This window comes from Mesorhizobium sp. M7A.F.Ca.CA.002.05.1.1, assembly GCF_003998335.1.
Lineage (GTDB): Bacteria > Pseudomonadota > Alphaproteobacteria > Rhizobiales > Rhizobiaceae > Mesorhizobium.
Map to the genome: position 1 here is coordinate 1 of NZ_RZQI01000054.1, position 13358 is coordinate 13358.

The 13358-nt window shown below is 61.9% G+C and carries 15 protein-coding genes and 1 pseudogene; 13 read left to right on the forward strand and 3 right to left on the reverse strand.

Features of this window, described 5'->3' with window-relative positions:
* Window positions 1-283: pseudogene (locus EN939_RS38510) on the reverse strand (lytic transglycosylase domain-containing protein); the annotation flags it as partial.
* Between the two features lie 292 nt (window positions 284-575).
* Here EN939_RS38510 and dapA point away from each other — a divergent pair.
* The 3 genes from dapA to EN939_RS05005 all read left to right on the forward strand — a co-directional run bounded on the left by dapA (window position 576) and on the right by EN939_RS05005 (window position 2813).
* Window positions 576-1457: a 4-hydroxy-tetrahydrodipicolinate synthase gene (dapA, locus tag EN939_RS04995; RefSeq protein ID WP_127267153.1), complete on the forward strand. Its 882-nt coding sequence runs from the start codon at window positions 576-578 to the stop codon at window positions 1455-1457.
* Window positions 1458-1608: 151 nt separating this feature from the next.
* Window positions 1609-2088 (forward strand): SsrA-binding protein SmpB, encoded by a 480-nt coding sequence (smpB, locus tag EN939_RS05000; protein WP_013532594.1) that lies wholly within the window; start codon window positions 1609-1611, stop codon window positions 2086-2088.
* A 14-nt stretch (window positions 2089-2102) separates the two neighbouring features.
* Window positions 2103-2813 (forward strand): glycoside hydrolase family 25 protein, encoded by a 711-nt coding sequence (locus EN939_RS05005; protein WP_127267154.1) that lies wholly within the window; start codon window positions 2103-2105, stop codon window positions 2811-2813.
* 42 nt (window positions 2814-2855) lie between these two features.
* Here the strand turns inward: EN939_RS05005 and EN939_RS05010 are convergent, their stop codons facing one another.
* Together EN939_RS05010 and EN939_RS05015 are read right to left on the reverse strand one after the other, a co-directional pair.
* On the reverse strand, window positions 2856-3512 hold the full coding sequence (locus EN939_RS05010) for a uracil-DNA glycosylase (RefSeq protein ID WP_127267155.1): 657 nt from the start codon (window positions 3510-3512) through the stop codon (window positions 2856-2858).
* Between the two features lie 11 nt (window positions 3513-3523).
* Window positions 3524-4105, reverse strand: a complete 582-nt coding sequence (locus EN939_RS05015; protein ID WP_127267156.1) for a LabA-like NYN domain-containing protein — start codon at window positions 4103-4105, stop codon at window positions 3524-3526.
* A 325-nt stretch (window positions 4106-4430) separates the two neighbouring features.
* Here EN939_RS05015 and rpoZ point away from each other — a divergent pair, with 325 nt between their 5' ends.
* From rpoZ to EN939_RS05065, 10 genes are all read left to right on the forward strand, one after another.
* Window positions 4431-4832, forward strand: a complete 402-nt coding sequence (gene rpoZ, locus EN939_RS05020) for a DNA-directed RNA polymerase subunit omega (protein WP_013532591.1) — start codon at window positions 4431-4433, stop codon at window positions 4830-4832.
* A 113-nt stretch (window positions 4833-4945) separates the two neighbouring features.
* Window positions 4946-7174, forward strand: coding sequence for a RelA/SpoT family protein (locus EN939_RS05025; protein ID WP_023812864.1), 2229 nt, complete (start codon window positions 4946-4948; stop codon window positions 7172-7174).
* 50 nt (window positions 7175-7224) lie between these two features.
* Window positions 7225-7803, forward strand: coding sequence for an orotate phosphoribosyltransferase (pyrE, locus tag EN939_RS05030; RefSeq protein WP_127267157.1), 579 nt, complete (start codon window positions 7225-7227; stop codon window positions 7801-7803).
* A 71-nt stretch (window positions 7804-7874) separates the two neighbouring features.
* Entirely contained in the window at window positions 7875-8255 is a 381-nt protein-coding gene (locus EN939_RS05035; RefSeq protein ID WP_164749033.1) for a VOC family protein, read from the forward strand.
* A 247-nt stretch (window positions 8256-8502) separates the two neighbouring features.
* Window positions 8503-9102 carry a DUF2062 domain-containing protein gene (locus EN939_RS05040; protein WP_127267163.1) on the forward strand — a complete coding sequence of 200 codons (600 nt, stop codon included), beginning with the start codon at window positions 8503-8505 and terminating at the stop codon, window positions 9100-9102.
* The gene (gene acpS / locus EN939_RS05045) at window positions 9099-9512 is read left to right on the forward strand and encodes a holo-ACP synthase (RefSeq protein WP_127267159.1); all 414 of its coding nucleotides are present in this window, start codon (window positions 9099-9101) and stop codon (window positions 9510-9512) included. Before EN939_RS05040 ends, acpS begins: the two co-directional genes overlap by 4 nt.
* Before the next feature lie 78 nt (window positions 9513-9590).
* Window positions 9591-10340: a signal peptidase I gene (lepB, locus tag EN939_RS05050; RefSeq protein WP_127267160.1), complete on the forward strand. Its 750-nt coding sequence runs from the start codon at window positions 9591-9593 to the stop codon at window positions 10338-10340.
* The gene (gene rnc, locus EN939_RS05055; RefSeq protein WP_127267164.1) at window positions 10340-11095 is read left to right on the forward strand and encodes a ribonuclease III; all 756 of its coding nucleotides are present in this window, start codon (window positions 10340-10342) and stop codon (window positions 11093-11095) included. The genes lepB and rnc overlap by 1 nt, the downstream gene beginning before the upstream one ends.
* Entirely contained in the window at window positions 11092-12018 is a 927-nt protein-coding gene (gene era, locus EN939_RS05060; RefSeq protein WP_127267161.1) for a GTPase Era, read from the forward strand. Before rnc ends, era begins: the two co-directional genes overlap by 4 nt.
* Window positions 12019-12023: 5 nt before the next feature.
* Window positions 12024-12917: an aminoglycoside phosphotransferase family protein gene (locus tag EN939_RS05065; protein WP_127267162.1), complete on the forward strand. Its 894-nt coding sequence runs from the start codon at window positions 12024-12026 to the stop codon at window positions 12915-12917.
* Window positions 12918-13358: the final 441 nt, after the last annotated feature.

The window sequence follows — 13358 nt, forward strand, 5'->3', positions numbered from 1 at the left end:
GGATATGCTGGTCGAGCGACTGAGCCGGAAGGGCATTGCGCACTCCACGAGCGCGGGGACTATCGCCCGCCGCCAACGCATCCAGCCCGCTTTTCAGGGGGGCGACGTCAGGCAAGGGCGCCTGTCGCGTCCTATCCTGCAGGTCTGGCAGCGCAATTGCCGCGCCTGGCATCGGAATGGCTGAGGTGACCCGTACGTCCACGCTACCGCTGATCGCCATGCCCGGCATCAGCGCGAGCGTGGCGCCAAGCAGCGCGAGAATATGAGACCGACCGCCCGGCATGATCCTTAAGTCTTTCCTTGTCCTGGCATTCCCCAAGCAGGCGAAGATGCCTCGAAGCCTAAACTTAGGTCGTGAAGAGCTCGTAAACAAAGGGTTAGCGAGGCCGTTCGAATTGCGCTTGCTGGCACCATGGCAATGCTTGCCGCGCAACCATGTCGAGACTATGGTGCGCCGCTTCGCTTTCGGCTAGAAGGCGCGCACGATAAAGCACCGATGCATGTCGCCCCAAAGTGAATACCGGTTTTGGGGCAACGGCATGCATGAACAAACAAGTCCCAAGGAGTTGGACGATATGCTGAGAGGCTCGCTTACTGCGCTCGTGACACCGTTCGAAAAGAGCGGGCGTTTCGACGAGAAAGCCTTTCGCGCGTTCGTCGAATGGCAACTCTCAGAGGGCACGACGGGCCTGGTGCCGGTCGGCACCACCGGCGAGTCGCCGACGCTGTCGCATGACGAGCACCGCCAGGTCGTCAAGGTGTGTATCGAGGTGGCCAAGGGCCGCGTTCCGGTCGTCGCCGGCGCCGGCTCCAACAACACCGAGGAAGCAGTCGGCCTCGTGCAGTATGCCGAGAAGGCCGGCGCCGATGCCGCCCTCGTCGTCACACCCTACTACAACAGGCCGACACAGCGCGGTCTTTACGAGCATTTCGCGGCGGTCGCCAAGGCGACCAAGCTGCCGATCATCATCTACAATATCCCGCCGCGCTCGGTCATCGACATGATGCCGGAGACGATGGGCCGGCTCGCGCACGACTTCAAGAATATTGTCGGCGTCAAGGATGCCACCGGCAAGGTCGAACGGGTCTCCGAGCAGCGCGCCACGTGCGGCAAGGATTTCATCCAGCTTTCGGGCGAGGACGCTTCGGCGCTCGGCTTCAACGCCCATGGCGGCGTCGGCTGTATTTCGGTGACGTCGAACGTCGCGCCGCGGCTCTGCGCCGAATTCCAGGAGGCAACGCTTGCCGGCGACAGCGTCAGGGCGCTGGATCTGCAGGATCGCCTGCTGCCGCTGCACAAGGCGATCTTCATCGAGCCTGGCGTTTCCGGCGCCAAATATGCGCTGTCGAAGCTAGGCAAGGTCGAAAACGTGCTGCGCTCGCCGCTGGTGACGATCGAACAGTCGACTGCCGACAAGATCGATGCGGCTATGAAGCACGCCGGCTTGATTAATTAGCGAGCCCGTTTGGAAACTCTACTCCTGCGGCCATCTGAAGGCGTCACCTGCGCTTCCGGTGCTCACGTACTATATGTACGCTCCGCTCCGGTTCTCGATGACACCATCATCTGACTCGCAGGAGCGAGTTTCGAAACGGACTCTAAGCATCATGAACCAGGTCAGAAAAGCCGATCCCAACAACAAGACCGTTTCGGAAAACCGTAAGGCGCGGTTTTCCTATGAGGTGCTTGACACGGTCGAGGCCGGTCTGGTGCTGACCGGCACCGAGGTCAAGTCGCTGCGCCAGGGCCAGGCCAACATCCAGGACAGCTATGCCTCGGTCGAAGGCGGCGAGATCTGGCTGATCAATTCCTATCTGCCGGAATATCTGCAGGCCAACCGCTTCAACCATGAGCCGCGCCGGCGCCGCAAGCTGCTGCTCAACAAGCGCGAGATGGCGAAACTGTCACAGAGTGTCGACCGCGAAGGCATGACACTGGTGCCGCTGAAAATCTATTTCAACGACCAGGGCCGCGCCAAGCTGCTGCTCGCTGTCGGCCGCGGCAAGAAACTGCACGACAAGCGCGAATCCGAGAAGCAGCGCGATTGGTCGCGCGAGAAGGGCCGGCTGTTAAAAGAGCGTGGGTAGGCGGGGCCATTCGCTTGAAGAACCGGATTGTCCTCTTTGGTTTGGCCAGCCTGGTCTTGTTGTGTTTCCTTGCAGCAGGCGGCTATCTCTATTTCAGGTCATTCTCGCCGGATCGCGATAAATATCCGGTCAGGGGCATCGACGTCTCCCATCATCAGGGCCAGATCGATTGGCGGCGCGTAGCCGCCGATGATGTCGCCTTTGCCGTCATCAAGGCGACCGAAGGCGGCGATCATGTCGATGATGCTTTCGCACGGAATCTGGAAGAGGCCCGGGCCGCCGGTCTCGCCGTCGGCGCCTATCACTTTTTCACCTTTTGCCGGCCGGGTGCGGACCAGGCGAAGAATTTCATCTCGGTGGTGCCGCACGATCAGTCCCTGCTGCCACCCGTGGTCGATATCGAATTCGGCGGCAACTGCCCGCAGCGGCCGACGCCCGAACAATTGAACGCCGAACTGGCCGCGTTCCTCGCTCCAGTCGAGGCGGCGTTCGGCAAGCCTGCGATTGTCTATCTGACCGACGATGCAGCAGAAGCCTATGCCGGGCGCATTGCTGCCCGTCCGCTCTGGCTCCGCTCATTGCTCCTGGAGCCGGATCGCAACGACTGGGTCTACTGGCAGTACCACAACAGGGGTCGCGTTGACGGCATCAATGGCGATGTCGACCTGAATGTGCTGCAGGGTGGGCCAGCCATGTTGGATGCGCTGAATGCACTGCCGCACTGAGTTGATGTCTGCGGACACCAACTCTAATTACTGCAAAAACATTTATGTCCGCAAGAATTCCGCTATCTGGCTGAAAACGCTAACGAACATCGCTTCGGTCAGCACGCCGGTGTTGGTGTTGTAGCGTGAGCAGTGATAGCTCGAAAACAGCGTGACGCCACCGGCCGGCAGCTGCCCGCCATGCTTGAACGGGTAGGCGGCGACGCGCCCACCCAGCGCCCGCACCGTCGACTGATGCGCGATCGATCCCAGTGCCAGCACGGCGCGCAAATTAGGGAACCGGGCGATCGTCGGCACCAGGAATGTCCGGCAGGTGGCAATCTCCGCGCCCACCGGCTTGTTCTCAGGCGGCACGCAGCGCACGGCATTGGTGATCGCCGTGCCGACAAGCTCCAATCCGTCGTCGGGTCTGGCCTTGAATTCGCCGCGTGCAAAACCGTGCGAAATCAGGGTCGAGTAGAGCAGGTCGCCGGCATAGTCGCCGGTGAACGGGCGGCCCGTTCGGTTGGCACCGCGAAGGCCGGGCGCCAGCCCGACGATCAGCAGTTGGACCGTCGCGTCACCTTCCGAGGGCAGGAAAGTCGGCACCGGCGCATTGAACCAGGATGGTTCGCGCTGCCGCCACTCGGCGATGAAGTCGTGCAGCCGCGGGCAGAGCGGGCAGTCGCGACTAGGCTCTGAGGCGCAAAGGGCGGTCAAGGCGACCGGCCTCAGTAATCATCCTCGTCGACTTCGGCCGGCTCGGGCCTGCGCACCGGCCGCTCGGACGGATCGCGGCCAACGTCGTTCTTCAAGGTCGTCAGGTCGATGAAATGGTCGGCCTGGCGGCGCAGATCGTCGGAGATCATCGGTGGCTGCGAGGCCATGGTCGAGACGATGGACACCTTGCGGCCGCGCCGCTGCAGCGCCTCGACCAGCGTGCGGAAATCGCCGTCGCCGGAAAAGATGACATAGTGGTCGACGACATCGGCGAGCTCCAGCGCATCGACCGTGAGCTCGATGTCCATATTGCCCTTGATCTTGCGGCGGCCGGTCGAGTCGGTGAATTCCTTGGCCGGCTTGGTGACCACCTTGAATCCGTTATAGTCGAGCCAGTCGATCAGCGGACGGATCGAGGAGTATTCCTGATCCTCGACCAGCGCCGTGTAATAATAGGCGCGCAGAAGATAGCCACGTTTCTGGAAGCTCGACAGGAGCTTGCGATAGTCGATGTCGAAGCCGAGCGCGCGCGACGTCGCATAGAGATTGGCGCCGTCGATGAATAGGGCGATTTTTTCACGAGGGTCGAACATGGAAAATATTCCTTCTCGAAATAAACGGCCGTCTAAACGAAATGCGATAGCGACGTTCGGTCAGGCTCATAATAAACCGGCTGACCTCTACGCATCCGAGATAGCGCCAGATTCACGGCAATCCAAGGGCGCGTGCGGCACTGCAAGCAATTGTGATCGGGACACCGAACACATAGGCACAGCCAGTTTTGCCGAATCGGGTGTTTGAACGAAGGATTGGGCGCCCTGCAGCCCGGCCATTGCCATGATGCTTGTATTTTGGCGGCGTTCGGGTTATGGACCGCGCCTGTTTTCCATCAAATCCATCGCATGAAAGGGGCAATCCATGGCCCGCGTAACCGTTGAAGATTGCATCGACAAGGTCGACAACCGCTTCGAACTGGTGCTGCTTGCCGGCCACCGTGCCCGGCAGATCAGCCAGGGCGCGCCGATCACCGTGCCGCGTGACAACGACAAGAACCCGGTCGTGGCGCTGCGCGAGATCGCCGATGAGACGCTGTCGCCCGACGACCTCAAGGAAGATCTGATCCATTCGCTGCAGAAGCATGTCGAGGTCGACGAGCCCGAGGCCGACGGCGAGGCGATTGCCGATCAGACCGGCACCGCCGTTGCTGCCACCGACGCCGATGACGCCGAGGAGAACATCACCTTCGACCGCATGACCGAGGAAGATCTCCTGGCCGGCATCGAGGGTCTGGTGCCACCGGAAAAAAGCGACGACTACTAAGAGCCTGGATCAAGCATCCGGCACTTCCGTCCTGGCAGTTTCGTGGCTATCTATGACATGCGCCGTACAGCAGTGCGGCGCATGATTCATTTCACCGCTGCGAGATCCCGCCCATGATGCGTCAGTATGAGCTTGTCGAGCGCGTCCAGCGCTACAAGCCTGACGTCAACGAGGCGTTGCTCAACAAGGCCTATGTCTATGCCATGCAGAAGCATGGCCACCAGAAGCGCGCTTCCGGCGACCCGTATTTCTCGCACCCGCTCGAAGTCGCCGCCATCCTCACCGAGATGCATATGGACGAGGCGACGATCGCGGTCGCCCTGCTGCACGACACGATCGAGGACACGACCGCCACACGGGCTGAGATCGACGATCTGTTCGGCCCCGAAATGGGCAAGCTGGTCGAGGGCCTGACCAAGCTGAAGAAGCTCGATCTCGTCTCGAAGAAGGCCGAGCAGGCGGAAAACCTGAGAAAGCTTCTGCTGGCGATTTCAGAAGATGTCCGCGTGCTGCTGGTCAAGCTCGCCGACCGCCTGCACAATATGCGCACCCTCGACCACATGCCGGAGGCCAAGCGCCTGCGCATCGCCGAGGAGACGATGGATATCTACGCGCCGCTGGCCGGCCGCATGGGCATGCAAGGCATGCGCGAGGAGCTGGAAGAGATCGCCTTCCGCTTCATCAATCCGGAAGCCTATCGCGCCGTCACCGCACGGCTTGCCGAAATCTTCGAGCGCAACAAGGGCGTGCTGACGGACATCGAAAAGGCGCTGTCCACGCTGTTCGAGAAGCATGCGATCAACGCCGGCGTGAAGAGCCGGCAGAAGAAGCCGTGGTCGGTGTTCCGCAAGATGGAGGCCAAGGCGCTGTCCTTCGAGCAGCTCTCGGATATTTTCGGCTTCCGCGTCGTCGTCGACACGGTCGAGGATTGTTACAGGGCGCTTGGCGCCATCCACACCGCGTGGTCGATGGTGCCCGGCCGCTTCAAGGACTACATCTCGACGCCGAAGCAGAACGATTATCGGTCGATCCACACCACCATCGTCGGCCCGTCGCGCCAGCGTGTCGAGCTGCAAATCCGCACCCGAGAGATGAACAAGATCGCCGAATACGGCGTCGCTGCCCATTCGATCTACAAGGACACCGGCGGCAAGACGAATGGCGCCGCCCACGCGATTTCGAAGGAAACCAACGCCTACGCCTGGCTGCGGCGCACCATCGAGCAGCTTGCCGAGGGCGACAATCCCGAGGATTTCCTCGAAAATACCAAGCTGGAGCTGTTCCAGGACCAGGTGTTCTGCTTCACCCCGAAAGGCATGTTGATTGCGCTGCCGCGCGGCGCGACGCCGATCGATTTCGCCTACGCGGTGCACACCGATGTCGGCGACACCTGCGTCGGTGCCAAGGTCAACGGCCGCATCATGCCGCTGATGACGGAGCTGAAGAACGGCGATGAGGTCGAGATCATCCGCTCCAAGGCGCAGGTGCCGCCGGCGGCATGGGAATCGGTCGTCGTCACCGGCAAGGCGCGCTCGGCCATCCGCCGTGCCACCAAGAACGCCATCCGCAAGCAATATTCGGGTCTCGGCATCCGCATCCTGGAACGCGCCTTCGAGCGTGCCGGCAAGACCTTCACCAAGGAGAGCCTGAAGCAGGTGCTGCACAGGCTGGCGCGCAAGGACATCGAGGATGTGCTGGCCTCCGTCGGGCGCGGCGAGCTCGCCTCCACCGACGTCATGAAGGCGGTATTCCCCGACTACAAGGATGAGCGCGTCACTACGGCCGTCCCCAAGCCGCGCGAGGAGGGCTGGTCGAAGATCCGCAATGCCGCCGGCATGTTGTTCCAGATTCCGGGTCGTGCCGCGCGCAAGGACAAGGACCAGCCACGCGATGGCGCCGTGCCGATTCGCGGCGTGCGCGGCGATCTGCCGGTGCGTTTCGCGCCGGAAGGGGCAGTGCCTGGCGATCGCATCGTCGGCATCGTCCAGCCGGGCACCGGCATCACCATCTATCCGATCCAGTCGCCGGCGCTGCAGGCGTTCGATGACCAGCCCGAGCGCTGGATCGACGTGCGCTGGGACATCGATGAGCGCACCAAGGAACGCTTTCCGGCGCGTGTCTCGGTCACCGCCATCAACGCGCCGGGGTCACTCGCCGATATAGCGCAGGTGGTTGCCTCGAACGACGCCAATATCCATACGCTGTCGATGGTGCGCACTGCGCCCGACTTCACCGAAATGCTGATCGATCTCGAAGTCTGGGATCTCAAGCACCTCAACCGGCTGCTGTCGCAGCTCAAGGACAATTCGAGCGTCAGCGACGCAAGACGCGTAAATGGCTAGATCATGCTCCGGTTTCGGACAAAGTCATGGTCAATCAAAAAGAGGCAGAAATGAACACCGATGAAGTGCTGGGCATTTTCCGCGAGGCGGGTGCTGTTCTGGAAGGGCATTTCATTTTGACCTCGGGCCTGCGCAGTCCGGTCTTCCTGCAGAAGGCGCGCGTGTTCATGCATGCCGACAAGACCGAGCTACTGTGCAAGGCGCTGGCGGAGAAAATCCGCGCAGGCGTGCCCGGCAAGATCGACTATGTCGTCGGCCCGGCGATCGGCGGGCTGATCCCAGCCTACGAGACCTCGCGCCATCTCCGCGTGCCGGCGATCTGGGTCGAGCGGGAAGGCGGCGAGTTCCGCTTGCGCCGCTTCGAGATCGCCAGGGGTTCGCGTGTCGTCATCGTCGAGGACATCGTCACCACTGGCCTGTCGATCCGAGAGACCATCGAGTGCCTGCGCGATCTTGGCGCCGAGGTAGTGGCCGCGGCCTGCATCATCGACCGTTCGGCTGGCAAGACCGATGTCGGTGTGCCGCTCATCGCGCTGGCCGAGTATGAGGTCCCGGCCTATCCGGCCGACCGGCTGCCGCCGGAGCTTGCCGCCATCCCGGCGATCAAGCCCGGCAGCCGCAACATCTGACGGGGCATTTTTTTCGCCCAACAGTGTGCGGCGGTTTTGGGGAAAGCGACATGCGTGAAGACAAATTGGAAATGATCACCGGCATCGATCATTTCGTGCTGACGGTCGCTTCGCTGGAAGTGACCTGTGAGTTTTACCAGCGCGTGCTGGGTTTTGAGCGCATCGACGCGGCGGATCGGCCGACGGCGCTGGCTTTCGGTATCCATAAGATCAATGTGCATGAGGTCGGCCGCACTTTCGAGCCGAAGGCGAAGTCGCCGGCTCCGGGCTCGAGCGATTTCTGCCTGGTCACGGACGGGCCACTGGATGAGGTCCGTGCCCGGCTCGCGGCCAATGGTGTGGCGGTGGAACTCGGTCCGGTTGAACGTGTCGGGGCCCGCGGTCCGATGATGTCGGTCTATTTCCGCGACCCGGACGGCAATCTGGTCGAGGTCAGCGAATACCTGCCGTAGCGCTGGTGCTCTTCGAAAAAGCGACTGCCAGTTTTCCTTAAATTCGCCGCGATTGTCCAATGTTCGAAGCATGAACCACCCCGAGGGGCGGCGACGAGTGCGCATCGGACAGACGGTGCTTGGTTGTTCTTCTGTCAGCGCGTCGTTATATCATGCTTGCGATTGCCATTGGGTGATCGTCAAGCGCAAGATGTGGCTACCACGCCCGGCTAAGGTGCCGTTGCGGGAGCCGTGGAACGGGAACAGAGTGCTTTTTCGACGCCGCAAGCCTGATGGCCTTTATGAGCGGGTGCGTACCTACCTTTGGCCGCGCCGCTCATTTTCGCGCTCGCTTCAGTATTTTTCCAAGCGCATCCTGCGGCTGAAGGCCACACCGCATGCGGTGGCGGCCGGCGTTGCAGCGGGGGTCTTCGCTTCATTCTTTCCCGTCGGTTTCCATTTCATCATCGCTGCCCTCCTGTGCTGGGTGATCGCCGGCAATCTGGTGGCGGCCGCTCTCGGCGCGGTTTTTTTCGGCAACCCCCTGACCTTCCCGTTGCTATGGGGGGCGTCGTGGGAAACGGGCAAGCTCATCCTGCATGACCGCTTGCCGACGCATGGGCCGCCGGCACATCTGGGCGAGATGTTGCACAACCTCTCCTTCGCGCAATTGTGGAAACCGGTCCTTGAACCGATGCTGATAGGCGCGGTTCCGCTCGGGCTCGCCTTCGGGCTGCTGTTTTACGCCATCACGCGCTGGGGCATGAACGCTTTCCGCGAACAGCGGTGCAAACGTCTGGCCCAGCGCGCAAGCCGGCATGCGCAATCGCCCCATCCCGGCGCAAGCATCGGTTCCACCGCGCGATGATCATCGGCATCGGCAGCGACCTGATCGACATCAGACGCATCGAGAAATCGCTGGAGCGTCACGGCCAGCGCTTCATCCAGAGAATCTACACCGAGGTCGAACAGGCGCGTTCGGACAATCGAGGCGCCCGCGCGGCCTCTTATGCCAAACGCTTCGCCGCCAAGGAGGCCTGCGCCAAGGCGCTGGGCACCGGTATGGCGCAGGGGGTGTTCTGGCGCGACATGGGTGTCGTCAACCTGCCCAGTGGCGCGCCGACCATGGCTCTGACGGGAGGAGCGCAGGCCAGGCTGGACAAGATCCTGCCAAACGGCCATCGGGCGGCAATCCACCTCACCATCACGGATGATTTCCCGCTCGCTCAAGCCTTTGTGATCATCGAGGCGCTGCCCGTCGAAGAAGCGCCACATTGATTGCCTCTGACGACCGGCATTGACGTTGCCCAGCGCGCGCCGAGACTCTATACCATCCAACGCACAATCGAGGACGACATGAGCGTGGCTGAAAAATCCGAGAAGAAATCCGGCGGGCTTGGCGAGACCGTCAGCGTCATCGTCCAGGCGCTTTTGCTCGCCCTGGTCATCCGCACGCTGCTGTTCCAGCCTTTTTCGATCCCGTCGGGATCAATGCGGCCGACGCTTCTTGAAGGCGACTATCTGTTCGTCACCAAATGGTCCTATGGCTATTCGCGGTACTCGCTGCCTTTCGGCCCCGACATCTTTTCGGGCCGTATCTGGGGCGCCGAGCCGAAGCGCGGCGACGTGGCGGTGTTCAAGTTCCCGCCTGATCCGTCCGTCGACTACATCAAGCGCGTTGTCGGCCTGCCGGGTGACAAGATCCAGGTCAAGGACGGCCAGCTGTTCATCAACGGCGTCGGCGTGCCGCGCGTGAAAACAGGCCAGATCGACAATCCCGACATCACCGAGGAATCGCGCCCGATCGATGTCTATCGTGAGACCTTGCCCAACGGCGTCAGCTACGACACGCTCGACCTGAATTCGAACTCGATCGGCGACAACACCCGCGAATTCGATGTGCCGCCCGGCCACTATTTCATGATGGGCGACAACCGGGACAATTCCGCCGACAGCCGTTTCACCGTCGGCTACGTTCCCGCGGAAAATCTGGTTGGCCGTGCCAATCTTGTTTTCTTCTCGATCGCCGGCAAGGCGAGCCCTCTCGAAATCTGGAAATGGCCGTCGCTGATGCGCGCTTCGCGCCTGTTCCACTTCGTCAATTGATGGCTTTGAAGCGTCCGACAGGCGAAACTCTGGCCGGTTTGGTAAAAGCCAAGACCGGCCACGTCTTCAAGGATATCCGCTTGCTCGAGACCGCCTTGACGCATTCCAGTGCGGTCAAGGCCGCCACCAACAACCAGCGTCTTGAATTTCTTGGCGACCGCGTGCTCGGGCTTGTCGTCGCCGATATGCTTTTCGAAAAATTTCCCGATGCGCCGGAAGGTGAAATCGCGCCGCGTTTCAATGCGCTGGTCGATGCGCGGACATGCTCCGAGATCGGCATCGAAATGCAGCTGGAAGATCTGGTCCGCGCCGATTCTGCCTTGAAGATGCGGTCGCGTGGCTCGGGCGGAAACTATCTGGCGGATGCGGTCGAAGCCCTGATCGCGGCGGTTTACGTTGACGGTGGCATCGAGGCCGCGCGGCGGTTTGTCCTGCGCTACTGGGAACCGCGCTCGCATACGGTGATCACAAAGCCGCTCAATCCGAAATCCGATCTGCAGGAATGGATTGCCAAGACCAGCGATATCAGACCCGAATACGTGATCGAAAAGCGCGAAGGCCCGGACCACCAGCCCGTCTTCACCGTGTCCTTGCAGGTCCGCGGTTTTGCGCCGATAAGCGGCACTGGCGGCTCCCGCAGGGTTGCCGAAGAAGCGGCGGCTTCGGCATTTCTTGTGCGCGAAGGCGTCTGGGCCACCACATCGGCCCAAAAATCGGAGGGCGCGCGACCCTCCAGTGAAGGGAGTGCGGCATGACCGCTACCGAAGAGCCGGCGACCGCAGCCGCCGCCACGCATTCCGGTTTTGTCGCGCTGATCGGCGCGCCCAATGCGGGCAAGTCGACGCTGGTCAACCAATTGGTGGGCGCCAAGGTGTCGATCGTCACCCACAAGGTGCAGACGACCCGCGCCATCGTGCGCGGCGTCGCCACGCATGACAATGCGCAGATCGTTTTTGTCGACACGCCCGGCATCTTCAAGCCGAAGCGGAGGCTCGACACGGCGATGGTGACCACCGCCTGGGGCGGGGCCAAGGACGCCGACATCGTGCTGCTTTTGATCGATGCCGAACGCGGCATCAGGGGCGACGCCGACGCCATCCTCGAACGGCTGAAGGATGTGCGCCAGCCGATGGTGCTGATCCTCAATAAGGTCGACCGCGTCAAGCACGAAGCGCTGCTCGCTCTGTCGGCGGCAGCGAACGAAAGGGTGCCGTTCAAGCGCACCTTCATGGTGTCGGCGCTGACCGGTTCCGGCTGCAAGGACGTGCTCGATTATCTGGCCGAGGCTCTGCCGGTCGGCCCCTGGTACTATCCGGAAGACCAGATCTCGGACCTGCCGATGCGCCAGCTCGCGGCCGAGATCACGCGCGAGAAGCTGTATCTAAGGCTGCATCAGGAACTGCCCTATTCCTCGCATATCGAGACCGAGAAATGGGAAGAGAAGCCGGATGGCTCGGTGCGCATCGACCAGACCATCTATGTTGAGCGCGACAGCCAGAAGAAGATCGTTCTTGGCCACAAGGGCGAGACAATCCGCGCCATCGGCCAGGCGGCACGCATGGAGATAGCGGGCATCCTCGAACAGAAGGTGCACCTGTTCCTGTTCGTCAAGGTGCGCGAGAACTGGGGCGACGACCCTGAGCGCTATCGCGAGATGGGGCTCGAGTTTCCGCGCTAGGCTCGATGGTCAGCAAGCCGAACATCGACATAGCGCTTGTCAGCCGATTGATCGCCACGCAGTTTCCCCGTTGGAAGGAGCTTGCGGTCAGGCCCGTCGAGTTTGGCGGCTGGGACAACAGGACCTTTCATCTCGGCGACGAGATGACCGTGCGGCTGCCAAGCGCCGCGGCCTATTCCCTGCAGGTGGAAAAGGAGCATCGCTGGCTGCCGAGGCTCGCACCTCTGTTGCCGCTGCCGATCCCGGTGCCGCTGGCGATGGGAGTTCCGGCCGAAAGCTATCCCTGGCACTGGTCCGTTTACCGCTGGATCGAAGGCGAGACGGCAGAGCGCGAGCGTATCGCCAGCTTGCCGCGATTCGCGACCGACCTGGCCGCGTTCCTGGTCGCCTTGCAAAGGATCGATGCCACTGGCGGACCGGCGCCGGGACAACACAACTTCTTTCGCGGCGGAGCACTCAGCGTCTACGATGGCGAAACCCGGCAAGCGATTGCAGCCCTCGACGGCAAGATCGATACGGTCGCAGCCCGCGCGGTGTGGGAGGCAGCACTTGCCGCGCCATGGCACGGTGCGCCGGTCTGGTTCCACGGCGACGTCAGTTGCGGAAACCTGCTGGTCAGGCAAGGCCGGTTGGGCGCGGTGATCGACTTCGGAACCTCCGGCGTTGGCGATCCCGCCTGCGATCTGGCGATTGCCTGGACATTGTTTGAAGGCAAAAGCCGGGAGGCGTTTCGCGCCGGCCTTCCAGCCGATGAGGCGATGTGGGCGCGTGGTCGTGGCTGGACGCTTTGGAAGGCGCTGATCACGGTAGCTGGACAGATCGACGTCTACCCTGTCGAGGTTGAAAAATCCCGTCATGTGATCGATGAGGTGCTTGCCGATCACGCGCGGCGGGGGTGAGGCGCCAAACGTTCAAGGCGCTCTCGCCCACCAGATCCTGATCCTGTCGCCGATCCATCCGCCCCGTATGGCGCGACCAGGGACATTCTGGCCGAGGCGATGCTTTCCCGGACCTATGCGTGCCCACCCGCCTGATCGAGGCGGGGGGAGCGCATCGCCTGCGTCGTTCAGGTCGACTGAGAGGGCGTCACGGAGGAATCGTTTTTCAACGGCTGGCTGCTGTCACAATCGGCGACACGACGGCACTCCAGGAAGTTTCGACCGCCTTGGAGGGGGCAGACACCCTTGGAAGCGTCATCCCGCTTTTCGCCTCGGTATCAGAGCGGGATTTGCAGATGGGCGTTATCTGGCAACAGAAGGGGAGGCGGCAAGAATCAAATAAATTTCGACAGAATTGAGGTATATTTTGCGTATTATGCTGCCATTTTGGAAATATAACAC